At 67.1% G+C, this 21,043-nt stretch carries 18 protein-coding genes; 5 read left to right on the top strand and 13 right to left on the bottom strand.

The features are described 5' to 3' along the window. Positions 1–127: 127 nt before the first annotated feature. Positions 128–544: a Ros/MucR family transcriptional regulator gene (locus AB6806_RS28545; protein WP_038361095.1), complete on the bottom strand. Its 417-nt coding sequence runs from the start codon at positions 542–544 to the stop codon at positions 128–130. 329 nt (positions 545–873) lie between these two features. Between AB6806_RS28545 and AB6806_RS28550 the strand changes: the two genes are divergently transcribed. After that, complete coding sequence (locus AB6806_RS28550; protein WP_142020185.1) at positions 874–3,072, top strand: S9 family peptidase; 2,199 nt, start codon at positions 874–876, stop codon at positions 3,070–3,072. Positions 3,073–3,164: 92 nt separating this feature from the next. Here the strand turns inward: AB6806_RS28550 and AB6806_RS28555 are convergent, their stop codons facing one another. Next, positions 3,165–4,601, bottom strand: coding sequence for a hypothetical protein (locus tag AB6806_RS28555; RefSeq protein WP_370956348.1), 1,437 nt, complete (start codon positions 4,599–4,601; stop codon positions 3,165–3,167). A gap of 236 nt (positions 4,602–4,837) precedes the next feature. On the opposite strand from AB6806_RS28555, the gene AB6806_RS28560 reads away from it, so the two are divergent. Further along, entirely contained in the window at positions 4,838–5,440 is a 603-nt protein-coding gene (locus AB6806_RS28560) for a superoxide dismutase (protein WP_112763299.1), read from the top strand. Between the two features lie 73 nt (positions 5,441–5,513). On the opposite strand, the gene AB6806_RS28565 is transcribed toward AB6806_RS28560, so the two are convergent. Both AB6806_RS28565 and AB6806_RS28570 read right to left on the bottom strand, forming a co-directional pair. Continuing rightward, complete coding sequence (locus tag AB6806_RS28565; RefSeq protein ID WP_185747779.1) at positions 5,514–7,199, bottom strand: methyl-accepting chemotaxis protein; 1,686 nt, start codon at positions 7,197–7,199, stop codon at positions 5,514–5,516. Positions 7,200–7,370: 171 nt separating this feature from the next. Then, on the bottom strand, positions 7,371–8,204 hold the full coding sequence (locus tag AB6806_RS28570; protein WP_142020183.1) for a ChbG/HpnK family deacetylase: 834 nt from the start codon (positions 8,202–8,204) through the stop codon (positions 7,371–7,373). Between the two features lie 123 nt (positions 8,205–8,327). Between AB6806_RS28570 and AB6806_RS28575 the strand changes: the two genes are divergently transcribed. Both AB6806_RS28575 and murJ read left to right on the top strand, forming a co-directional pair. Further along, positions 8,328–9,359: a glycosyltransferase family 2 protein gene (locus AB6806_RS28575; protein WP_370956349.1), complete on the top strand. Its 1,032-nt coding sequence runs from the start codon at positions 8,328–8,330 to the stop codon at positions 9,357–9,359. A 7-nt stretch (positions 9,360–9,366) separates the two neighbouring features. Next, a complete protein-coding gene (gene murJ / locus AB6806_RS28580) occupies positions 9,367–10,890 on the top strand; it encodes a murein biosynthesis integral membrane protein MurJ (protein ID WP_370956350.1) in 1,524 nt (507 codons plus the stop codon). Between the two features lie 4 nt (positions 10,891–10,894). Here the strand turns inward: murJ and AB6806_RS28585 are convergent, their stop codons facing one another. The 4 genes from AB6806_RS28585 to AB6806_RS28600 all read right to left on the bottom strand — a co-directional run bounded on the left by AB6806_RS28585 (position 10,895) and on the right by AB6806_RS28600 (position 13,990). Then, the gene (locus AB6806_RS28585; protein ID WP_142020181.1) at positions 10,895–11,872 is read right to left on the bottom strand and encodes an NAD(P)H-dependent flavin oxidoreductase; all 978 of its coding nucleotides are present in this window, start codon (positions 11,870–11,872) and stop codon (positions 10,895–10,897) included. An 18-nt stretch (positions 11,873–11,890) separates the two neighbouring features. Then, positions 11,891–12,763: a branched-chain amino acid aminotransferase gene (locus AB6806_RS28590; RefSeq protein WP_038361085.1), complete on the bottom strand. Its 873-nt coding sequence runs from the start codon at positions 12,761–12,763 to the stop codon at positions 11,891–11,893. A gap of 188 nt (positions 12,764–12,951) precedes the next feature. Beyond that, positions 12,952–13,269 carry an AzlD family protein gene (locus tag AB6806_RS28595; RefSeq protein WP_142020180.1) on the bottom strand — a complete coding sequence of 106 codons (318 nt, stop codon included), beginning with the start codon at positions 13,267–13,269 and terminating at the stop codon, positions 12,952–12,954. Further along, the gene (locus AB6806_RS28600) at positions 13,256–13,990 is read right to left on the bottom strand and encodes an AzlC family ABC transporter permease (protein ID WP_370956351.1); all 735 of its coding nucleotides are present in this window, start codon (positions 13,988–13,990) and stop codon (positions 13,256–13,258) included. Before AB6806_RS28600 ends, AB6806_RS28595 begins: the two co-directional genes overlap by 14 nt. Before the next feature lie 157 nt (positions 13,991–14,147). Here AB6806_RS28600 and AB6806_RS28605 point away from each other — a divergent pair, with 157 nt between their 5' ends. After that, positions 14,148–14,759 carry a 4'-phosphopantetheinyl transferase family protein gene (locus AB6806_RS28605; protein ID WP_370956352.1) on the top strand — a complete coding sequence of 204 codons (612 nt, stop codon included), beginning with the start codon at positions 14,148–14,150 and terminating at the stop codon, positions 14,757–14,759. 3 nt (positions 14,760–14,762) lie between these two features. On the opposite strand, the gene AB6806_RS28610 is transcribed toward AB6806_RS28605, so the two are convergent. The 5 genes from AB6806_RS28610 to pheT all read right to left on the bottom strand — a co-directional run bounded on the left by AB6806_RS28610 (position 14,763) and on the right by pheT (position 21,021). Further along, positions 14,763–15,506, bottom strand: a complete 744-nt coding sequence (locus AB6806_RS28610) for a TerC family protein (RefSeq protein ID WP_038361080.1) — start codon at positions 15,504–15,506, stop codon at positions 14,763–14,765. Positions 15,507–15,583: 77 nt separating this feature from the next. Next, entirely contained in the window at positions 15,584–16,288 is a 705-nt protein-coding gene (locus tag AB6806_RS28615; RefSeq protein WP_370956353.1) for a TerC family protein, read from the bottom strand. Positions 16,289–16,378: 90 nt separating this feature from the next. After that, complete coding sequence (locus AB6806_RS28620; protein WP_112763289.1) at positions 16,379–17,458, bottom strand: tartrate dehydrogenase; 1,080 nt, start codon at positions 17,456–17,458, stop codon at positions 16,379–16,381. Further along, complete coding sequence (locus AB6806_RS28625) at positions 17,455–18,366, bottom strand: alpha/beta fold hydrolase (RefSeq protein WP_370956354.1); 912 nt, start codon at positions 18,364–18,366, stop codon at positions 17,455–17,457. Before AB6806_RS28625 ends, AB6806_RS28620 begins: the two co-directional genes overlap by 4 nt. A 231-nt stretch (positions 18,367–18,597) precedes the next feature. Continuing rightward, positions 18,598–21,021, bottom strand: coding sequence for a phenylalanine--tRNA ligase subunit beta (pheT, locus tag AB6806_RS28630; protein WP_370956355.1), 2,424 nt, complete (start codon positions 21,019–21,021; stop codon positions 18,598–18,600). Positions 21,022–21,043 lie beyond the last annotated feature (22 nt).

Here is a 21,043-nt window from a genome sequence, read left to right on the forward strand (position 1 = left end):
CATCATGTGCGGCGTCGGGCTCGATGAGCCCGCGATGAGAGCCTTTGCTTGACTCGTACCGCCCCAAAAGAGAAGCCGCCGGAAATCCGGCGGCTTCTGTCGATGAAATTCTGCTTCGTCCCGCGTCTCAGCGACGCTTGCGACGCTGCTGGCCCAGGCCCATCTTCTTCGCGAGCTGCGAGCGAGCCTCGGCGTAGTTCGGAGCGACCATCGGGTAGTCGGGCGGCAGGCCCCACTTCTCGCGATACTGCTCCGGCGACATGTTGTACTGCGTGCGCAGATGGCGCTTCAGCGACTTGAATTTCTTGCCGTCCTCGAGGCAGACTAGGAAATCGGCAGTAATCGACTTCTTGACCGGGATCGCCGGCTTCGGCGCCTCGACCGGAAGCACCGGAGCCACACCGCCGATGACGCGGCTGAGCGCCGAATGGACTTCGCTGATCAGCGCCGGCAAGTCGGACGCAGGAACTGAATTGTTGGAGACATAGGCAGAAACGATGTCTGCCGTCAGTTCGATGAAGTCCGCTCCCTCGTGATCGGCCATAGCTATGTCGCTCCTTATCGTTCTTAACGTGGACTTTGGCGATCGCCCGTCTTTGAAAGCCCCACCTGGTGGCCATCCTTGCCAATAGTGGCGGGCACTACCGGAAACAGAATCATCGACCCGATCGATCGAGATCAGCCTGTAATGGATACTGCCTATTCACGCAAGAGAACAATTCAATCGAACAGGAATATCTTGATCCAATATTCGGCAGCGCAAATGACTGCGATTTCCAATGCACGCAAAGGTATACCTACCGACAAGAAGTGCGTCTTGTCACCGTAGCAGCGGGGCTCTACCTCTCGGGCGCCCGTCATGGAGAACCGCTCATGCGTCCTGCCCCCGGCCTTCGAGATCAGAGCGGCGTATCGCGCCGATCCCGCCGCCTGCCGGCGCCGCCCAAAGCGGAGATCAGGACGAAGGAAAGCACCGTCCACGGCGTGCTGTTACGCGATGATTACGACTGGCTGCGAGCCCCGAACTGGAAGGACGTACTGCGCAATCCCGAAGCGCTGCCCGCCGATATCCGCGACTATCTCGAAGCAGAGAATGTCTATTGCAAGGCATTGATGGCCTCGACCCGCGACCTGCAGCGCGAACTCGTCAAGGAAATGCGCGGCCGGATCAAGGAAGACGATTCCAGCGTTCCGCAGCGGGACGGCGCCTGGCTCTACTATTCACGCTATCGCAAGGGAGCCGAGCATCCATTGATCTGCCGCCGCCCGCGGGAAGGTCACGGCAAGGACAAGGGCAAAGACAAAGGCAAGAGCCGCGAGCAGATCATGCTCGACGCCGATGCCCTGGCCGAAGGCAAGGACTTCTTCGACCTCGGCGACGCCGTCCATAGTCCCGACCATCGGCTGCTTGCCTGGAGCGCGGACGAGGCCGGCTCGGAACTGCATGGGATCCGCGTCCGCGATCTCGAAACGGGTGAGGATCTGGCCGACCAGGTCAACGACGCCACGGGCGACATCGTCTGGGCGAGCGATTCCCGTTCGTTCTTCTACGTCGCCGTTGATGCCGATCACCGCCCGTCGCGGGTGCTGCGGCATCGTCTGGGCACGGCGGCCGAGACGGATGAGCTGCTGCATGACGAGAGCGATGCCGGCATGTTCGTCGACATCGACAAGACCCAGTCCGGCCGCTTCCTGCTGATCTCGATCAGCGATCACGAAACCTCGGAGATCCGTTTGCTCGATCTCGCTTCACCCGAAGCGAAGCTCAGCCTTGTCGCCGCGCGCCTGCCCGGCCGGCAATACAGCGTCGAGCACCATGGCGACGACTTCGTGATCCTGACCAATGCCGAGGGAGCGGAAGACTTCAAGATCGTGACGGCCCCGCTCGCCAACCCCGATCCGGCAGGGTGGCGCGATCTCGTTCCCCATCGGCAGGGCCGGCTCATCCTCGACCATGTCTGCCTCAAGGGCAGGCTGATCCGGCTGGAGCGCGAGGAAGGGCTGCCGCGCATCGTGATCCGCGACTTCGCAGATGGTGCCGAGAGCAGCATTGCCTTCGACGAGGAGGCCTATGGGCTCGGCATGGATGCCGGCTACGAGTTCGACACGAATACGCTGCGTTTCATCTATGCCTCGATGGCGCGGCCTGCCGAAACCTATGACTACGATCTCGCAACCGGCGAGCGGACCCTGCTGAAGCGGCAGGAGGTGCCCTCGGGCCACAACCCGGCCGACTACAAGGTGCGGCGCATCTTCGCGACGGCCGAGGATGGCGAGCGGGTGCCGATCTCGATCCTGCACCGTGCCGATCTGAAGCTCGACGGCAATGCGCCCTGCCTGCTCTACGGCTACGGCTCCTACGGCTCGGCGATGTCCGCCTCGTTCCGGACGCGGCCGCTCAGCCTGGTCGATCGCGGCTTCGTCTATGCCATCGCCCATATCCGCGGCGGCACGGACAAGGGCTGGCGCTGGTATCTCGACGGCAAGCGCGAGAAGAAGCGCAATACGTTCACCGACTTCATCGCCGCGGGGGAAGCGCTGGCGGAGGCCGGCTTCACCCGTCGCGGGCGCATCGTCGCCGAGGGCGGCAGCGCCGGCGGCATGCTGATGGGCGCGGTCGCCAACATGGCGCCGGCGCTTTTCGCCGGCATCGTCGCGGAAGTGCCCTTCGTCGACGTGCTCAACACCATCCTCGACGACAGCCTGCCGCTGACGCCGCCGGAATGGCCGGAATGGGGCGATCCGATCCGGGACGTCAAAGCCTTCGAGACGATCCGCAGCTACTCGCCCTATGACAATGTCAGCGCGCAGGATTATCCGCCGATCCTGGCGATGGGCGGCCTCACCGATCCGCGCGTGACCTATTGGGAGCCGGCGAAATGGGTGGCGCGGCTGCGCGCGACCATGACCGGCGGCGGGCCGATCCTGCTCCACACCAATATGGAGGCGGGGCATGGCGGCGCGGCCGGGCGCTTCGATTCGCTGAAGGAAACGGCGCTGGCCTATGCCTTCGCCATCAAGGCCGTCGGCGAAGGCTGGCCCGAGAACCTCCCGCGTCATGCTCGGGCTTGACCCGGGCATCTCGCGCTCGATGAGGCGAAGGAGCCGCCATGTCATGAGATTCTCGGGTCAAGCCCGAGAATGACGGCGGCGCTCGCGGATGCTCAAACGCCGAGCCGGCTCTTCTCGCTGGCGAGGTAGACCTTGAGTTCGTCCATCGAGGCGAAGCTGTATTCACCGTCGGGCGTGCGCGCGCGGATCGAACCGTCGGCATAGATGGTGAAGTGGGCTTCGCCGACCTGATAGGCGCCGACGACACCCTCTTCGGAGGCGGCAGGTTCGGGCGCTGCCGGCTCGGACGAGACAGCGGGAGAGCTTTCGCCCGCAGGCACCTCTTCATCGGCCGGCTTCGATGGCGCTTCCGCGACCTCTTCGGAGGGCACAGGCGCTTCCGGAGCCGCATCCATCCCGACGGGCTCGGGAGAAAGCTTCGCCGGCTGCTCGGCTTCATTCGCAGGCGACACACCGAAAGCATGGGGCCCGGTACGCGGCGGCCAGACCGGTGCGACCGGCATGGGCTTTTGAGTCTCTTCAACCTCGGCCGAAGGCCGCTCCGTGTCGAAACGGGGCTCCTGGCGCTTGGCGCCGGGCTTCATCCAGGTTTCGGCTTCCGCGAAGGGGTCGTCCAGCGCGAAGGACGGCTCGACACGCCCGGCCGGCCGGCGCAGGTCGCCGAGTTCGGTGGTCAGGCTTTCCCGCAGCATCGCGAACTCGTCACGCGCGCTGTCTTCCTCATCGGCGGGAGCCTGATCCGTGACGGCGGCGACGGGATGCTCGGGCGGAAGCTCGTCGATCTCCGCCTTCTCGACCGCCGCCTCGGCCTGCTCGTCGCTGTGCGCCAGGGCCTCGTCCTCGCTCAGCGGCTGGATATGGGCCGCAACGATCTCGGCCGGCTCGTGGCTCTCATCCTCGACGGCGATGGGATGCTCCGCCTCGCTCGGCTCGATATCCGCCGCAACCTTCGCGAACATGTCCGGCACGGAATCATCGCGCTCCGGCGCCGGCACCTCATCCTGCTCTTCCTCTCCCTCTTCCTCTTTCGGCGCGGCAGCAAGATGGTCGGCGACCAGCGTGCCGAACAGGTCCCGCTCCACCGCTCCGGTGGTCGATGGGCTGGCTTCCGACGTCTCCGCGACGACGGCGGCCGCGGCGGCCGCAGCACCCGCACCCAGCACGGCGGGCACGATCGGGGACGAGGCGGGCGGCACATTCGCCGGCGCCATGGGCAAGACGGCCGGAAAAGCGGCCTCCGCAGGAGCCGTAACGGAGACGCGGGCCTCGGCCGCTTCCGCCAGCTCCGTCCTGATGGCCTTGAGCTGTTTCAGGACCCAGGCCAGCGCCAGCAGGATAAGGCCTGCCGTCATGGCGATCGAGCCGATGATGACCTGGGTGAAGCCCCGCTCCAGCACCAGATAGGGCCAGCCATCATAGACGGCATAGGCACCGCCGCCGAAGAGCCCGAGGCCGAGGAGAGTAAAAATCGCGATCAATTCGGCTTCCTTGACGCAGGGCCTGCCCGGCTCATGGACGGGCGGGAACATGCCAATATCTAACGTATTGAATAAGAGAGAGTTTCCAATCGACCTGGCTTAAGGAGAGGAATCTGGCCCCATTGTGGCCGCCTGTCGAGAGGACATGGGTTTTTCGCAGGTTTGGCGGTTGTCGAGCCGCGCGCGGCGGCTTAACTAACGCGTGGAGCGGCAGGGTTGTCATGGCCCCGCCTCCGAATGGCAAGCCATTCTGATTCAAGCGATTTCACAGCCCAAGGAGAGGCCCAATGACCTTTACCCTTCCCGATCTCCCCTATGCTCATGACGCACTTCAGCCCTTCATGTCGAAGGAGACGCTGGAGTATCACCACGACAAGCACCACCTCGCCTATGTCAACAACGGCAACAACGCGATCAAGGGTACGGAATTCGAGGGCAAGTCGCTCGAGGAGATCGTCAAGGGCTCCTACGGCAAGAATGCCGCGGTCTTCAACAATGCCGGCCAGCACTACAACCACCTCCATTTCTGGAAGTGGATGAAGCCGAATGGCGGCGGCAAGATCCCGGGCGCGCTGGAGAAGGCGATCGTCGACTCCTTCGGCTCGGTCGACAAGTTCAAGGAAGACTTCATCGCCGCCGGCATCGGCCAGTTCGGCTCGGGCTGGGCCTGGCTCGAGGTCAAGGGCGGCAAGCTCGCCATCAGCAAGACCCCGAACGGCGAGAACCCGCTGGTCCATGGCGGCACGCCGATCCTCGGCGTCGACGTGTGGGAGCACTCCTACTACATCGATTACCGCAACCGGCGTCCCGACTATCTCAAGGCCTTCCTCGAAAGCCTGGTGAACTGGGAATACGTCGCCGAGCTCCATGGCGCAGCCGCCAAGGGCTGATCCCGGCGATCAGGAACCGGAAAAGCAAACGGGGCCTCGCGGCCCCGTTTTTGTTTGCCGCTCCGCGACCGCTTCAGGCGGCGACGTTGCGCAGGAACTGGTCCACGGTCGAATCGAGCCTCTGGGCCTGCGTCGCCACCTCGCCGGCCGCGCCGCGGACCTGCTCGGCCGAACGGCCGGTCTCCTCGACGCTGTCGGCGAGCACGCTCAGGTCGCTCGAGACGGACAGGGCCGAGGAGCTCGCCATGGCGACGCCGCTGGCGATCTCGCCGGTCGCGAGCGCCTGCTGCTCGATCGAGGCCGCGACCGAGTTGGCGAAGGTTTCGATGGCGTTCATCCGCTCGGCGATGTTCTGGATCGCGCCGACGACCTGCCCTGTCGCTCCCTGAATCGCGGCGACCTGGGAGACGATGCGGTCGGTTGCATCGGCGGTCTGGGCCGCGAGCGACTTGACCTCGGAGGCCACCACCGCGAAGCCGCGCCCGGCCTCGCCGGCCCGCGCCGCCTCGATGGTTGCATTGAGCGCGAGCAGGTTGGTCTGGGCGGCGATGTCGCGAATGAGATTGACCACTTCGCCGATGGCGCGCGCCGTCTCGTCCAGCGCCTCGACCGAGCCGGCGGTGTTGCGCGAGGCCGAGGCCGCCTCGACGATCTCGGTGCGGACGCGCCGGACCTGGAACTCGACTTCGCGGATCGCGGCGCCCATTTCCTCGGCCGCCTGCGCGGCGCTCTCGACGTTTCCAGAGGCACCATGCGCGTTGTCGGCAGCGCGCGCGGCACGCTCGGAGGATTCGGCGGCGACGCGCGCCAGCCCGTCGGAGGCCTCCTGCATGCGATCGGCGTTGCTCTTGAAGGCTTCGAGCGCGAGGCCGACCTCGCTGCGGAACATCGCGATCGCACCGTCGACGTTCTGCTGCCGAGCCCTTCGCTCGGTCTCGGAGAGAGTCTGCTTCTCTTCCAGCGCCGCGCGCTCAGCCAGCCTGATCTTCAGCACGCCGAGGGCGCGCGCGATCGCGCCGATCTCGTCGCCACGATCCTGAGCGTCGATCGGCGTGTCGAGATCGCCGTCCGAGATGCTGACGATGGCATTGGTCATGCCACGCAGCGGGCGCATCGTGCGCGACAGCGAGAACCAGAGCAGCGGCCCGAGCACGATCAGGACGGCGAGCCCCAGGCCGATGATGACGAACTGCTCCCAGGTCGCGCGTGCGACCAGCCTGGTCTTGTCGAAGCGCACCGCGACATAGCCGATCTGCCTATCGACCACGCGCACGGGCTGGATCTTGGTGACGCTGACATCGTCCTCGATCTCGACCGAAGGAACCGACAGAAGCTTGCGCCAGGGCTCCTCTCCGACCGCACTGGTCAGCCAGCGCGGCGTCAGGGACAGGCGCGCCTCCTCGGTCCGTCCGGCGGAAGCGAGCGAGACTAGATCGTCGGCGACGATGGCGGCATCGAAATCAGGGTCGCGCCGCAGCGATTCGAGGATGTAGCCCAGGGTGAGGTTGTCGCGCGACAGGATCAGCGACGGCGCCGCATTGGCGACCATCAGCGTCAGCGCGGTCGCCTTCTGGTCAAGATCGGAGCGGGTGCGGCTGTCATTGTAGCGCGCCACAGCCATGACCACGAAGATGATCGCCACGGCCACGATGACCACGGCCGCGAGCGCGATCTGCCGGCTCAGCGAGCCGAAGCCCTTCATCCCCCCCTGCGCCTGCGTTTCCTCAGCCGCCTCGGCCGCCCGCGTCAACCCCGTCATCGAGCGACTGCCCTTTAAAACCCGGCGCGATCCATCGACGGACGGCGCCCCCATCCACCGCGAGGACACTGACCTAAGCCGGTAAACAAATCGCTTGCGGCGGCGGCCGGCAGCCGGCCCTAGAGCATCGGCTTTTCCCGAAAACCGCGGTCCAGTTTTCGGGCCGATGCTCTAAGCGGCAAGCTCCCGGAAACGCCGCATGGGCATGCCCTCCGGCGGCCGGAAGGCGGCGAGCGCCGCGTGCTCGACCGGCCGCGGCGCCACGACCGGGTCGAGCCGCGCCAACTCGTCATCGACGAAGCCGGGATGGCACATCACCAGATGCGCAGGCCCCGGCGCGATCAGGAAGCGGCGCAGATCGGCCGCGAAATCGCGCGCCGGATCGAAAGGCGCGACGCCGGAGAAGCCGCGATTGACACGCAGCTCCCGGCGCAGCGCGGCCGCGCGGAAGCCGGTCGCGAGCCCGGCGATCACCAGCGCCTTGCCCACCGCGACGCCACGCTCGCGAATCGCCGAAATCCTGTCGGCCGGATCGCGCACATAGACAGACCCCGCCGGATAGCGCCGCGCCAGCGCATCGAGTACCGCGCGCCGCACACCGGGCAGGACATGGACATGCTGATGCCCGTCGACGAAATCGGGCGGGCGCCCCATCGCATCCTCGAAGGCATCGAGCTGGCGCCCGAACTCGGCCGCGATCTCGCGCCGGACGGCCGGCGAGATCGCCGCGGCCTGCGCCACGACGCCCAGCGCCTGGAATTCTCCGCCCGGCGCCAGCCGCGGCATCGTGCCGAGCGGGGCGGCGCAAGTCAGGTTGACATGCAGGCCGAGATCGGCGGCTTCCGCAAAAGCGCCGAGTTCCGGCGCCAATCTGCGCCAGTGTGGCCGGTTGGTCATCGCGCCGGTGGCGGAGAGCCTGCCACGGCCGAGGAGCTCCAGGATCGAACGGCTGACGCCTTCGGTCATGGCGAAATCATCGGCGCAGAGAACAAAGCCGTTCGCCATCGCTGCTGGTGTTCCTCCTTCGGCCGCAAGGCGCCGTCGGATGCGGGCTTGTCGGCCGGCAAGCTTTACGGTTCTGTGCGTCGCGCGTCACCCCGTCGACAGACGCGTCATGAAAGGTCGTTCGTGTCGGACATCGCGTCCCCGCCGCTTCAGCGCACGCCCCGGGTCTCCCGCTGGCCGGAGCTTTCCATCGTCGTGCCCGTCCACAACGAGGCCGACAATCTGCGCCCGCTCGTCGAGCGGCTGCGGGCCGTGCTGACGGAGGCGGTCGCCTCCTGGGAAATCGTCTTCGTCGACGATGGCAGCCAGGACGCGACATTGGCGACCATCCGCGAGCTCTACTCTACCGATCCGCGGATCAACGCCGTCTCCTTCAGCCGCAATTTCGGCAAGGAGATCGCCATCGCCGCCGGGCTCGACCATGCCTATGGCGATGCGGTCGTCATCATGGATGCCGATCTGCAGCACCCTCCCGAGGTCATTCCCGCCTTTCTGGAGAAGTGGCGCGAGGGCTATCTCAACGTCTACGGCCAGCGCGTCGACCGCGAGAGCGAGACCCGGCTGAAGCGCAATTTCGCCAAGGCCTTCTACCGCATCTTCTCGCAGTTCGGCGAAACCGACCTGCCGGAAGGCGCCGGCGATTTCCGCCTGCTCGACCGCAAGGCGGTCGATGCGCTGCGAGCTCTGCCGGAACGGGCGCGCTTCTCCAAGGGGCTCTATGCCTGGGTCGGCTTCCGCTCCGTCGGCGTGCCTTTCCAGGTCGCCGAGCGCGAGCATGGGCAGTCGAAGTTCCGCTATCGCAAGCTGTTCTCCTTCGCCTTCGACGGGCTCTCCTCCTTCTCGACCGTGCCGCTCAAGATCGCGACCTGGTCGGGCGCCATCATCGCCTGCATCGCGACGCTGTCGGCGCTCTATTTCATGCTGCGCACGCTGATCTACGGCACGGACCTTCCCGGCTTCCCGTCGCTGATTGTCTCGATCATGTTCTTCTCGGGCATCCAGCTCGTCTCGCTCGGCATGATCGGCGAATATGTCGGCCGCATCTTCGCCGAGGTGAAGCGCCGGCCGCTCTACCTCATCGGCGAGCGCGTCGGTTTCGAGGCGCGCACCGTCGACCACCCGCGCGGCGACGCCCTGCCGCCGCTGATCCGCTAGGATTTTCATGCTCCGGAACATCCTGTCGGTCGGCGGCTATACGCTGATCTCGCGCCTGACTGGCTTCGCGCGCGACATCATGCTCGCGGCCGTGCTCGGTGCCGGCGCCACCATGGACGCCTTCTCGGTGGCGCTGCGCCTCCCGAATCATTTCCGCGCCATCTTCGGCGAGGGCGCCTTCAACCAAGCCTATGTGCCGGCCTATGCCCATGTCGCGGAGAAGCAGGGGCAGAAGGCGGCGAATCTCTTCGCCGACCGGCTCTTCACCGTGCTGTTCCTGATTCAGGTCGTGCTGCTGGCGCTGGCCCTGCCATTGATGCCCTGGCTGGTCACGCTGCTGGCACCCGGCTTCAAGGAAGACCCGGCCACCTTCGCGCTCGCCGTCGCGCTGACGCGGATCACCTTCCCCTATCTGCTCTTCGTGACGATGGTCACCTTCCTCGGCGCGACGCTGAACGCGGTCGACCGCTTCTCGGCCTTCGCCGCCGCGCCGATCCTGCTCAATATCGGCGTGATGGCGGCGCTCGCCGTGCCCTTCCTGTTTCCGGGCGCGGCCTATGCCGCCGCCTGGGGCGTCGCGATCTCCGGGCTGGCGCAATGGGTGCTGCTCTATGTGGCGGCCAAGCGCGCGGGCGTCTCCAGCAAGCTGGTCAGGCCGCATATGGATCTCGGCGTCCGGCGCTTTCTGAAGGCCTTCGGGCCGGCGGTGATCGGCTCGGCCGGCGTGCAGATCGCGATCTTCGCCGATACGATCATCGCCTCCTTGCTGCCGCGCGGCGCCTATTCGGCCCTTTACTACGCCGAGCGGCTCTACCAGCTCCCGCTCGGGCTGATCGCCATCGCGGTCGGCACGGTCGCATTGTCGGCGATGAGCCGGCAGGTCGCGCGCGGGGACGAGGCCGGCGCCAACCGCTCGCAGAACCGCGCCGTCGCGATCTCGCTCCTCGCCAGCGCTCCTTTCGTCGCCGCCTTCATCGCGATTCCGGACCTGATCGTGGCGGGGCTGTTCCAGCGCGGCGCCTTCGATGCCGAAGCGAGCCGGGCGGCCGGCACCGTGCTCTTCGCCTATTCGCTCGGCCTGCCGGCGATCGTGATGATCCGCACGCAGGTCTCGGCCTTCCAGGCGCGCGGCGACACCAGGACGCCGATGCTGGTCGCGCTCGCGGCCATCGCCTGCAATCTCACGCTCAAGCTGTTCCTGTGGCGCGACTGGGGGGCTCCGGGCCTCGCCCTCGCCACCGCCGCCGGCGCCTGGGTCAATCTGCTGACGCTGTTCGTGCTGGCGCGGCGGCGCGGCTGGACCGAGCCGGACCGGCGCCTGCCGGGCTTTGTCGCGATCGTCGGCATGGCCACCATCGCCGCCGGCCTTCTGGCCTGGTGGTTCGCCTCTCCGGCCCAGGCATGGACAGCGTCCCTGCCGCAGCCGCTGCTGATGGCGGTGCTGCTGCTGTCCACAGCCGCGGGCCTGCTCTATGTCGCCATCGCCGGCATCGGGCTGAAGATGACGGGGCTGCTCAGGTTGTTGCGCTGAATTCTCAGCCGAGGAAGCGCCCTGCCCCGCCGAGCAGTGCAGCGGCCTCCTCGACCATCCGCTCGACGATCTCGCCGGCTGACGGCACATCGGCGATCAGCCCCGCCGCCTCGCCGAAGATCACGGCGGCCTTGTCGGGGTCTCCGGCCATGAAGGCCTCGCGATAGGCCGTCGCCTCCGTCGCGATCGCGGCCTTCAGCTCGTGATCGCGCCCGGCCCATTGCGCGATGAAGGCATTGTCCGCGACGCGGATGTCGAAGGGCTTCGGCCAGTCGAGCTGGCGGGCGATGTCGGGCAATGAGGAGCGCACCGTCCCATCGCCGGTGGCGGCGACGGCGGCGGCATGGTGGCGCTCATGCACCAGCGCCTCGCGACTAGCCCAGAAGCGGGTGCCGACGAGCACGCCGTCCGCACCCAGCATCAGCGCGGCGGCGAGCCCGCGCCCATCGGCGATGCCGCCCGCGGCGAGAAGCAGCGTCTGCGGGCTCTCGCGGGCGATGAGATCGGCCGCTTCGGGCACGAAGGGCAAGGTTGCGCGGCGTGCGCCATGGCCGCCGGCCTCGGCGCCTTGCGCGACGATGATCGCGGCACCGGCCTCCAGACCCTGCCGGACATGCTGCAATGACTGGCACTGGCAGATCAGCGGCACGCCCGCCGCCGCGATTTCGGCGGCGAAGGGGCGCGGATCGCCGAAGGACAGCATCAGGACGGCGGGTTCATGCGCCAGCGCCTGCGTCAACAGCTCCGGCCGCTTCGCCATTGACCAGGTGATGAAACCGCAGCCGGTCCGGGTATTGCCGGCCGCCGTGAATTGCTGATCGAGCCACGTAGCATCGCCGTAGCCGCCGCCGATCAGGCCAAGCCCGCCCGCTCGCGTCACGGCGGCCGCGAGCGCCCCGCCACCCGCCAGCGCCATCGGCGCCGACAGGATCGGGTGAGCGATGCCGAGCCGCTCGGTCAGCCGCGTGGCGAGGCGCGCCATGGCCAGTTCCTATGGGCCTCAGGCGGCCTTCGCCTTGCTGTGCGCGAAGTCCATGTAGAGCTCGCGCGCCTTGCGGAAGAGCGGGCCGGGCTGGAGCACGCGATCGTCGATGCGGATCACCGGCATGCATTTCGAGTAGTTGCCGGAGATGAAGATCTCGTCGGCCGTCTCGAAATCCTCGTAGCGCAGGCTGCACTCCTCGACCGGCACGCCGTTCTCGCGCAGCAGCCTGATGACGCGCTGGCGGGTAATGCCGTTCAGGAAGGTGCCGTTCGGGACCGGCGTCTTCACCACGCCGTCCTTGGCGAGGAAGATGTTGGAGGTCGCCGTCTCCGCGACATGGCCGAGCATGTCGAGCACCAGCGCGTTGTCGAAGCCGGCGGCCTTGGCGGCCTTCAGGATGCGGGCGTTATTGGGATACAGGCAGCCGGCCTTGGAATCGGTCGGGGCAGTCTCGAAGGTCGGACGGCGATAGATGCCCTTGGTGACGGAGAAGCCATTCGTCGGCTGCGGCATCGCCGCCTCGAACAGGCAGAGCGCGAACTGGGTCGAATCCGGATCGGGCATGATGGTCGAGGGGCCATCGGCCTCGGCCCAGTACATCGGCTTGACGTAGAGCGCCGTGCCGGGAGCGAATTTCTTCGCGCCCTCATACATCTTCTCGACGATGAAATCCGGGGTCACGGTGGGCTCGAGGCCGAGCGCCACGGCGGAGCGGTTCACGCGCGCGGCGTGCAGGTCGATGTCGGGGGCGACGCCGTCGAAATAGCGGCCGCCGTCGAAGACGGAGGAGGACTGCCAGAGCGCATGGCTGCGCGGGCCGACGAGGCCGGGGTTGCCCTCATGCCAGGCTCCGTCGAACCAGGTCCAGGTCTGAGAATACCATGCCATGACGGCGCTCCGTTTCAGTCGTTTTTGCTAAGCCGCACCGTCCTCCCGCCGCCACGCGCCGTCAACAGCCAGCCGGACATGGCGCGATGACGGGATGTGATGGAAGCCATCGGGCGGGGTGATGGGTCAGGTCTTGGTTTGCCGCATTGTCTTCACGCGAACCGGTGTCCACTTCGCTCGAAAATGCTCTAGAAGCCGAAGAACCGCGCCGCCGAGATCATCGCCATGCCGGTGAGCAGCGCGACGAGTTCGTTGCGGGTCACGAACATCGCGCCGATGGCGGCGAGCAGCGCCACGGCCGCGGCGAGGCCGAGCCGCTCGATCAAAGGCAGCACGGTCGCGACCACGATCGAGCCGGGCAGCGCGGCAAGGCCGCGCCGGACATGCGGCGTCAGCGGCACGAAGCTCATCAGCACCACCCCTGCCAGCCGGCAGAGATAGGTCGCCACCGCCATGGCGCCGATGGCGATGAAGGCGCCCCAGGGGCCGGGATCAGACAGCGTCATCGCGGAACGCCCCCGTGACGGCGCCAGCGAGGGAGCCGGCGATGATGAAGGCGTAGCCGTCGACGAGCTTTGCCGTCAGCAGGGCGACCATACCGGCGACGACCCAGGGAACGGCCCCGCGCCGGCCGCGCCAGAGCGGCACGATCATCGCCGCGAAGAAGATCGGCATGACGAGGTCGATGCCGTAACGGCGCGGATCGGAGACCAGGGCGCCCAGCATGTGGCCGGGAACCGTGGCGAGAACCCAGACGACCCAGAGCCCGAGGCCCGCGCCGACCACGACGCCGAGATCACGCCCGCCCTCGGCCTGATAGCGCGTGCCGATCAGCCAGTTCGCATCGGTGAAGAAGAACAGGTGGAAGGCGTTCAGCCCCTTGGGATAGCGCGCGAACCAGGGCTGCAGCGAGGCCCCCTGCAGGATCGACCGGGCATTGACCGTGGCGGTGACCACCGCCAGCCCGACGATGGCGCCCCAGCTCCATTCCGGCCGCCACAGCTCCATCGCCACGAGCTGCGAGACGCCGCCATAGACCAGGGCGCTCATCAGCAGCGTCTCGACGAGGCTCATGCCCTTGGCCGAGGCGGCGGCGCCGAAGGCCACGGCGAAGACGACGATGCCCGGCAGCAGCACGGAAACCTTGCGCAGGCCGAGCAGCATGCCCTGTGCCGTGAAGGGAGCAACATTGCCCGCCAATGGCGGTTCGGTATCGTGTGACTGCATGGTCTTTCCAAAGGCCGAAGGCGCCGTCGGGTCAACGCATGCCGGCTGCACCTACGCATGTGCCCCATGCAAGGCGGAGGCCGACGGGGCAGGACGCGGTCCGGATATCGGCCCGCGCGCGTGGTGACGGGATAAGCCGCATGCCATAGTCCGGCCCATGCACTGGCTCCGTTCGATCGAGGCGACCGCGCCCACCTACCCGGCCGTCTGGCTGGTTGCGACGCCGCAGCGTCCGCGCAACCTGACGGAGCGCTCGACACTCCGGCGCGAGACGGCACGGGCCATCCTGGCGCGGCAGCTCGGCCGCCCTGCGGCCGAAATCGCCATCGCTCATGATTCCGCCGGCCGGCCGCTGCTGGCGACGGCGCTGGAAACGGAGCTGCAGATCTCGCTTGCGACACGGGCGGGCGTCATCGCCATCGCGCTCGCGCAGGCACCCGTCGGGGTTGATGTGGAACGGGTCGATCCGGCCGGCGTCATTCCGCGCGAAGCCCTGCACCGCGATGAATGGCGGATGCTGGAGGAGAGCGAACCTTCGCTGCGCGCCCTCGCCTTCGCCCGGCTCTGGGCGGCGAAGGAGGCCTATGTGAAGGCGCTCGGAACCGGATTCGTCCGGCCGCCCGAAAGCTTCGCGATCTTACTCATCTCGCCCGAACGCTTCCGTGTCCACGATCCGCTGCGTGGCACGGCGGACGGCGCACTCGCCACCATCGAAAACGGCGGCCAGGAGATCCTGGCCGCCGCGGCGATCGTTCTGGATGGCGCCTGAAGCTCAGCCCGGCTGGTCAGCAGGCTTGCGCTTGAGAAGGTAGCCGACAGCGCAGACGAAGGCTGCGCCGACGACCGCCGCTCCGTAAAAGACCGTCTTGTTCGTCGCCAGCCCGACCGGATGCGTGTCGGACACCGGAACGGTCTGGACCCAGCTCGGAATGGCGGTCTGGAGCCATTGCAGCACGGCGATGTCGCTGACCAGCATCTCGCCGGCGATCCAGCCGAGCAGGCCGGCGCCGAACCAGACCAGGATCGGGAAGCGTTCGAGGACCTTCGAGAGGACGTTTGCGCCGAAGATGATCAGCGGGATGGTCAGCAGCAGGCCGAAGATGAAGAGCTCGAAATGGCCGCGCGCCGCCGCCGCGATGGCGAGCACGTTGTCGAGGCTCATCACCGCATCGGCGATGGCGATGGTGCGCACCGCCTTCCAGAGATTGTCGCTGGCCGCGATGTCGCTGTGCGCCTCTTCCTCGCCCTTGGCGAGCTTGATCGCGATCCAGAACAGCAGCAGCCCGCCGACGACCTTCAGGAAGGGGATGTTGAGCAGATAGGACACCACCACCGCGAAGAGGATGCGCAGGCCCACGGCGGCGCCGGCGCCGAGCAGGATGCCCAGCTTGCGCTGCTTCTCCGGCAGCGAGCGCACCGCCATCGCAATGACGATGGCGTTGTCGCCGGAGAGCAGGAGGTCGATCCAGATGATCTGGAGCAGCGACACCCAGAAGGTCGAAGATGAGAAATCCATGTGTCGGTCAGTCCTTCAAGCCGTTCCAGCAGAAGCGCGCAGCGGCTCCGCGGCCGGAATTGCATCAAAACAAAGGGTTAGTGGGCCGGGTCCGGCCGGCGCGATTTGATGAGGTAGCCAAGTCCGAGCACGAGCAGCGCGCCGAGGATGGCGACGGGGTATTCGAGCTGGTGCAGCAGTTCCGCGCCGAAGCGGGTCACCAGCCAGGGGTCGCTGTCGAGCATCTCGCCCGCCACCCAGCCGAGCAGGCCCGCGCCGGCCCAGACCAGGATCGGGAAACGGGTCAAGAGATTGGTGATCAGCGAGGCGCCGACCACGATCAGCGGGATCGAGATGACGAGGCCGACGATCAGCAGCGGCATGGAATCGCGCGCCACGCCGGCGATGGCGAGGACATTGTCGAGACTCATGACGATGTCGGCGATCGCGACCGTCTGCACGGCTTTCCAGAGCTTGCTGCTGGCGGCGATGGAATCCTCGTCCTGCCCCTCATCCTCGACGAGAAGCTTCACCGCGATCCAGATCAGCAAACCGGCGCCGACGATGCGCAGGAAGGGCATGCTCAGCAGAGACGCGATGACCACCGTGAAGACGATCCGCAGCACCACGGCCACCGCCGCGCCGAGCGCGATGCCCTTGGTGCGCTGCTCCGGCGCGAGCGCCCGGCAGGCCAGCGCGATCACGACGGCATTGTCACCGGAGAGGATGACATTGAGCAGGATGATCTCGAAGAGCTTGCCCCAGAGCAGGGGATCGCCCAGCGAAAACGACGTCAGATCCATGGTCGCGCGACTTTCCTCGTCTGCCCCGGCCGATTCCGGCTTCGTTTGCCCCAATCGGCGCGGCCAGGGCCGCGCCGCCCTTGTCTTCGCTCAGCCGAGCGCCTGCTCGACCGCCTTGCCGGCAGCTTCAGTACCGAGCGAGCCGCCGAGATCACGTGTCCGCGTCCGCGCGTCGCCGAGCGCCCGCTCGATCGCCGCCTCGATACCCTTGGCCGCCTCGTGCTCGCCGAGATGATCGAGCATCATCGCACCCGACCAGATCATGCCGACCGGGTTGGCGATGCCTTGCCCCGCAATGTCGGGCGCCGAGCCGTGGACCGGCTCGAACAGCGAGGGGTGATCGCCGGTCGGGTTGATGTTGCCCGATGGCGCGATGCCGATGGTGCCGGTGCAGGCCGGGCCGAGATCGGAAAGGATGTCGCCGAAGAGGTTGGAGGCGACGACCACGTCGAAGCGGTCCGGGTTCAGCACGAAATGCGCGGTCAGGATGTCGATATGGTACTGGTCGACGGCGACGCCCGGATAGTTCTTGGCCATCTCCTTCACCCGCTCGTCCCAGTAGGGCATGGTGATCGAGATGCCGTTGGACTTGGTGGCCGAGGTCAGCTTCTTCCGGGGGCGACGCTGGGCAAGCTCGAAAGCGTATTTCAGCACGCGGTCGACGCCGACACGGCTCATCACCGTCTCCTGGATGACGATCTCGCGCTCGGTGCCGGCATACATGCGCCCGCCGACCGAGGAATACTCGCCCTCGGTGTTCTCGCGCACGACGAAGAAGTCGATGTCGCCGGGCTTGCGGCCCACGAGCGGGCCCGGAACGCCCGGCATCAGGCGGACGGGGCGCAGGTTGACGTATTGGTCGAACTCGCGCCGGAACAGCAGCAGCGAGCCCCAGAGCGAGACGTGGTCCGGCACCTGCTGGGGCATGCCGACCGCGCCGAAATAGATCGCGTCGTGGCCGCCGATCCTGTCCTTCCAGTCGTCCGGCAGCATCTTGCCGTGCTTGGCGTAGTAGTCGCAGGAGGAGAAATCGAACTCGTCGAGGCGCAGATCGAAGCCGAACTTCTTCGACGCCGCCTCCAGCACGCGCAGCCCCTCGGGCATGACCTCCTTGCCGATGCCGTCGCCGGGGATGACGGCGATACGGTAGACGCGATTGGTCCCAGTCATGATGCTGCTCCGAAGAAAGCGCTGAACTCCGCGGCGACGAGGTCGGGGACCTCCTCCGCGAGATAGTGGCCGCCCGGCAGGGCATGGCCGCGCACATCCTGCGCACGCTCGCGCCACAAGGCGAGAGGGTCGAAGCATTTGCCGATGATGCCGTTGGCGCCCCAGAGCGCGAGCAGCGGCTGGGTCAGCTTGCGGTCCCCATCCTCGTCGTCATGGCGGATGTCGATGGTCGCGGCGGCGCGATAATCCTCGCAGGAGCCATGGATCGTCGCGGGATCGGCGAAGCAACGCAGGTAATGGGCGAGCGCTTCCGGCGCGAAGGGCGTCATCCCGGCCGAGCCGGAACCGCATTTCTTGCGCCAATAGGCTTCCGGATCCGCGCCGATCACCCGTTCCGGGAAGGGCGCGGGCTGGATCAGGAAGAACCAGTGCCAATAGGCGCGGGCGAAAGCGTCGGTGGTGTTGGCATACATCTCCCGCGTCGGGGCGATGTCGAGCGTGGCGAGGCGGATGACGCGCTCGGCATGGTCGAGCGCCAGGCGATGGGTGACGCGGGCGCCGCGATCATGCGCGCCGACGAAGAAGCGCTCATGACCCAGCGCCGTCATCACATCGGCCATATCCTGCGCCATGGCGCGCTTGGAATAGGGCGCGTGCCCGGCGTCGGTCGGCGGCTTCTCGCTGTCGCCATAGCCACGCAGGTCGGCGCAGACGAGCGTGAAGCGGTCCTTCAGCCGTGCCGCGACCTTGTGCCAGAGCGCATGGGTCTGCGGGTAGCCATGCAGCAGCAGGAGTGGCGGCCCCTCGCCGCCGGTGCGCACGCGGATGCGCGCGCCCGATGTCGCGACGTCGAGCAGGCGGAAGCCGGGGAACAGATTGTCCGTGACGGGGCGTTCGGTCAGAGTCATCAGTCAGCGAAATTGCAACAATCCGGTGCCGATACTCCGAATGCGCAGGGTTTTCTGCCGCTGATTATTACATAATCGTGGTCAATGGTCAGAGACTGTTGGCCCTGACGTCATTCTCGGGCGCCGCGGAGCGGGGACCCGAGAATCTCCTGCCGAAGAGAGCAGGTGAGCCTCGTCCTGCGCGAGATGCTCGGGTCAAGCCCGAGCATGACGTGCGTTGGATGGCGGGCATCAGCCCCTGAGCGTCGCCCCGTAGCGCTTGGCCATCTCGGCGACGATCTTGCTGCCGACGGCCTCGATTTCCGCCTCGGTCAGGGTCTTCTCGACCGGCTGGAGCGTCACCGCCAGCGCGACCGACTTCTTGCCGGCCTCGACGCCTTGCCCCTCATAGAGATCGAAGACGCCGACATTGGCGATCAGCGCGCGGTCGGCGCCCTGCGCCGTCTTCATCATGTCGCCGGCCGCCACCGCCTTGTCGACGATGAAGGCGAAATCGCGTGTCACCGGCTGGAAGTCCGAGAGCGCAAGCTTCGGCTTGACCTTGGTCGGCTTGTATTTCGGCAGCGGCAGCGCATCGAGATGGATCTCGAAGGCGACGAGCGGTCCCTTGGCGTCGAGCGCCTTGAGGATCTTGGGGTGAACCTCGCCGAAGGCGCCGATGACGCCCTTGGGGCCGAACTGGAGGGTCGCCGAGCGGCCGGGATGGGCCCAGCCGGGACCGCCCGCGACGATCTGCAAGCCGCCGGTCGGCACGCCGAGAGCGGAGAGCAGGCCGAGCGCATCGGCCTTGACGTCGAAAGCGTCGACGGCCTTGGCGCCGCCGTCCCAGTGGCGGCCGACACCGTCAAGCTTGGCCGTGCCGCGGCGCAGGCCGGCGGCGGCGATGAGCTGGCCTTCCGGCTCGTCGCTGAGGAAGATCTGGCCGACCTCGAACAGAGCGACATCCGGGAAGCCGCGATCGGCATTGTTCTGCGCGGCGCGGATCAGCCCCGGCAGCAGCGAGGGGCGCATGTCGGAGAGATCGGCCGCGATCGGGTTGGCGAGCGCTAGCTTGCGCGAGCCGCCGCCGAAGAGCTTCGCCTGATCATGCGAGATGAAGGACCAGGTCACGGCCTCGACGAGGCCGCGCGCGGCCAGCGTGCGCTTGGCGGTGCGGGTGCGCTTCTGCAGCACGGTCAGGACGGGCTTGACGACCTCGCCCTTGATGCGCGGCAGCGGCGTCGAGATGACGCGGTCGAGCCCGGCGATGCGCACGATCTCCTCGACGAGATCGGCCTTGCCGCCGACATCGGCGCGCCAGGAGGGGGCTGCGACCTTGACCCGCTCGCCCGCGCCCGAGACGTGGAAGCCGAGCGAGGTGAGCGCCAGCTTCATCTCGACCTGCGGCAATTCGAGCCCGGTCAGGCGCTTCACCTCCGACCAGGGGAAGTCGATCGCGGCCGGGCTTTCCGGCAGTTCGCCGACGAATTCCATCTCGGAGGCCTCGCCACCGCAGAGCTCGATCACCAGCGCCGTCGCGAGGTCGAGGCCGGGCCGGGTGAAGTCGGGATCGACGCCGCGCTCGAAGCGATAGCGCGCATCCGAATTGATGCCGAGCGCGCGACCGGAGCGGGCGATGTTGAGCGGATCCCAGAGCGCGCTTTCAATCAGCACGTCGGTGGTCGCCTCGCTGCTGCCCGAGGCCTCGCCGCCCATGATGCCGGCGAGCGATTCGACGCCGTGCTCATCGGCGATGACGACCTGCTCTTCGGTGAGCGTATAGGTCTTGCCGTCGAGAGCGAGGATGGTCTCGCCTGCCTTGGCGCGGCGGACGGTGAGGTTGCCCCTGACCTTGGCCGCGTCGAAGACGTGCAAAGGCCGGTTGCGGTCGAGCGTCATGAAATTGGTGATGTCGACCAGCGCGTTGATGGGCCTGAGGCCCACGGCACGCAAACGCGCCTGCAGCCAGTCCGGCGACGGGCCGTTCTTCACCCCCCGCACGAGGCGTAGCGCGAAGACCGGGCAGAGCTTTTTGTCTTCCTCGGCGAAATCGAGCGTAACCTTGACCGGGCACGGGAAGGAGCCGCGCACCGGCGGGATGGCCTGCGTCTTCAGCTTGCCGAGGCCGGCAGCGGCGAGGTCGCGGGCGATGCCGGCGACACCCAGCGCATCCGCCCGGTTCGGCGTCACCGCGATCTCGATCACGGCGTCGTCGAGCCCGGCGTAGACGGCATAGGGATGGCCGACCGGCGCATCGGCCGGCAGTTCGATGATGCCGTCATGGTCCTCGGAGAGTTCCAGCTCGGCTTCCGAAACCAGCATGCCGTTCGACTCGACGCCGCGGATGACGCCCTTGCCGAGCGTGATCTTCTTGCCCGGAATGTAGCTGCCCGGCGGCGAGAACACGCCCTTCATGCCGGTGCGGGCGTTCGGCGCGCCGCAGACGACCTGCACGGGCTCGCCCGTGCCGGTGTCGACCATGCAGACGCGCAAGCGGTCGGCATTCGGGTGCTGCTTCGCCTCGATGACATAGGCGATGGTGAAGGCCGAGAGCGCGGCGGCGCGATCCTCGATCGCCTCGACCTCCAGGCCGATGCGGGTCAGGGCATCGGTGATCTCCGCAACGGAGGCGTCGGTGTCGAGATGCTCTTTGAGCCAGGAGATCGTGAACTTCATCGTCTTATCGGATCAGCTTTGC

The organism is Allobosea sp. RCC_152_1 (assembly GCF_041360765.1).
GTDB lineage: Bacteria > Pseudomonadota > Alphaproteobacteria > Rhizobiales > Beijerinckiaceae > Allobosea > Allobosea spartocytisi.

What these genes read in the sequence shown, in the direction of transcription:
- AB6806_RS28545 (WP_038361095.1), bottom strand. Translation starts at nt 544, where the DNA reads ATGGCCGATCACGAGGGAGCGGACTTCATCGAACTGACGGCAGACATC.
- AB6806_RS28550 (WP_142020185.1), top strand. Translation starts at nt 874, where the DNA reads ATGCGTCCTGCCCCCGGCCTTCGAGATCAGAGCGGCGTATCGCGCCGA.
- AB6806_RS28555 (WP_370956348.1), bottom strand. Translation starts at nt 4,601, where the DNA reads ATGTTCCCGCCCGTCCATGAGCCGGGCAGGCCCTGCGTCAAGGAAGCC.
- AB6806_RS28560 (WP_112763299.1), top strand. Translation starts at nt 4,838, where the DNA reads ATGACCTTTACCCTTCCCGATCTCCCCTATGCTCATGACGCACTTCAG.
- AB6806_RS28565 (WP_185747779.1), bottom strand. Translation starts at nt 7,199, where the DNA reads ATGACGGGGTTGACGCGGGCGGCCGAGGCGGCTGAGGAAACGCAGGCG.
- AB6806_RS28570 (WP_142020183.1), bottom strand. Translation starts at nt 8,204, where the DNA reads ATGGCGAACGGCTTTGTTCTCTGCGCCGATGATTTCGCCATGACCGAA.
- murJ (WP_370956350.1), top strand. Translation starts at nt 9,367, where the DNA reads ATGCTCCGGAACATCCTGTCGGTCGGCGGCTATACGCTGATCTCGCGC.
- AB6806_RS28585 (WP_142020181.1), bottom strand. Translation starts at nt 11,872, where the DNA reads ATGGCGCGCCTCGCCACGCGGCTGACCGAGCGGCTCGGCATCGCTCAC.
- AB6806_RS28590 (WP_038361085.1), bottom strand. Translation starts at nt 12,763, where the DNA reads ATGGCATGGTATTCTCAGACCTGGACCTGGTTCGACGGAGCCTGGCAT.
- AB6806_RS28595 (WP_142020180.1), bottom strand. Translation starts at nt 13,269, where the DNA reads ATGACGCTGTCTGATCCCGGCCCCTGGGGCGCCTTCATCGCCATCGGC.
- AB6806_RS28600 (WP_370956351.1), bottom strand. Translation starts at nt 13,990, where the DNA reads ATGCAGTCACACGATACCGAACCGCCATTGGCGGGCAATGTTGCTCCC.
- AB6806_RS28605 (WP_370956352.1), top strand. Translation starts at nt 14,148, where the DNA reads ATGCACTGGCTCCGTTCGATCGAGGCGACCGCGCCCACCTACCCGGCC.
- AB6806_RS28610 (WP_038361080.1), bottom strand. Translation starts at nt 15,506, where the DNA reads ATGGATTTCTCATCTTCGACCTTCTGGGTGTCGCTGCTCCAGATCATC.
- AB6806_RS28615 (WP_370956353.1), bottom strand. Translation starts at nt 16,288, where the DNA reads ATGGATCTGACGTCGTTTTCGCTGGGCGATCCCCTGCTCTGGGGCAAG.
- AB6806_RS28620 (WP_112763289.1), bottom strand. Translation starts at nt 17,458, where the DNA reads ATGACTGGGACCAATCGCGTCTACCGTATCGCCGTCATCCCCGGCGAC.
- AB6806_RS28625 (WP_370956354.1), bottom strand. Translation starts at nt 18,366, where the DNA reads ATGACTCTGACCGAACGCCCCGTCACGGACAATCTGTTCCCCGGCTTC.
- pheT (WP_370956355.1), bottom strand. Translation starts at nt 21,021, where the DNA reads ATGAAGTTCACGATCTCCTGGCTCAAAGAGCATCTCGACACCGACGCC.